At 74.0% G+C, this 1,012-nt stretch carries 2 protein-coding genes; one reads left to right on the top strand and one right to left on the bottom strand.

All coding sequences use genetic code 11. The features are described 5' to 3' along the window. Window positions 1–144: 144 nt before the first annotated feature. On the bottom strand, window positions 145–378 hold the full coding sequence (locus tag H5J30_RS35615; RefSeq protein ID WP_181791917.1) for an Lrp/AsnC family transcriptional regulator: 234 nt from the start codon (window positions 376–378) through the stop codon (window positions 145–147). Between the two features lie 137 nt (window positions 379–515). On the opposite strand from H5J30_RS35615, the gene H5J30_RS35610 reads away from it, so the two are divergent. Beyond that, a partial coding sequence (locus H5J30_RS35610) for an AIR synthase related protein (RefSeq protein WP_258563704.1) occupies window positions 516–1,012 on the top strand: 497 nt, incomplete at its 3' end.

Raw genomic sequence — 1,012 nt, 5'->3', positions numbered from 1 at the left:
CGGAGCGGAATGGCCGGGTGGGGCGGAAGTGCAGGGCGGGGCGGTCGCTCCGGGCACGGCGGTGGGCGGCGCGGGGGCGCCGGACGGTGCGGTCCCGCCGGGGTGGTGTGCTCAGCGTCGTCACCGGGCGAGCATACGGGGGGCCTAGAGATGGACGACCGGACAGGTCAGGGTCCGGGTGATGCCCGACACCTGCTGCACTTTGGCGACCACGAGCCGGCCGAGTTCGTCGACGGTGTCCGCCTGGGCGCGCACGATCACGTCGTACGGCCCGGTGACGTCCTCGGCCTGGATCACTCCGGGGATCTTGGCGATGACTTCGGCGACGGCGGACGCCTTGCCGACCTCGGTCTGGATGAGGATGTAAGCCTGTACCACGGAACCTCCAGGGGCGGCTTCGAGGATCATGGGGGGAGAGACGCAACCGTATCGCGTAGTCCGGCCGGCGCGGGAGGGTCGGGACCGGCCATGACGGGCGAGACCGCGGGCGCCGGGTTGACGGAAGGAGCGATCCGATGAGGGGCCACGGGCAGGGGCAGGGCACCGTGGGGGAGCTGGGCGAGTTCGGGCTCATCCGGGAGCTCACCTCCCGGCTGACCACGACGCCGGCCGTACGCGTCGGACCGGGGGACGACGCCGCGGTCATCAGCGCCCCCGACCGCCGGGTCGTGGCCAGCACGGACGTGCTGATCGAGGGCCGGCACTTCCGCCGCGACTGGTCCACGGCGTACGACGTGGGCCGCAAGTCCGCCGCCCAGAACCTCGCCGACATCGCCGCCATGGGCGCCGTCCCCACGGCCCTGCTCCTCGGCCTCGTCGTCCCCGCCGACCTGCTCGTCACCTGGCCCGCGGAGCTGATGGACGGGCTGCGCGACGAGTGCCAGGTCGCCGGCGCCGCCGTCGTCGGCGGCGACGTCGTACGGGGCGACGCCATCACCCTCGCCATCACCGCGCTCGGCGACATGCAGGGCCACGAGCCCGTCACCCGCGCCGGCGCCCGCCCCGGCGACGT

The sequence above is a fragment of the Streptomyces phytophilus genome (genome assembly GCF_013870535.1).
In the GTDB taxonomy this organism is placed as follows: domain Bacteria; phylum Actinomycetota; class Actinomycetes; order Streptomycetales; family Streptomycetaceae; genus Streptomyces; species Streptomyces phytophilus.
This window is presented reverse-complemented; position numbering and strand designations above follow the sequence as displayed.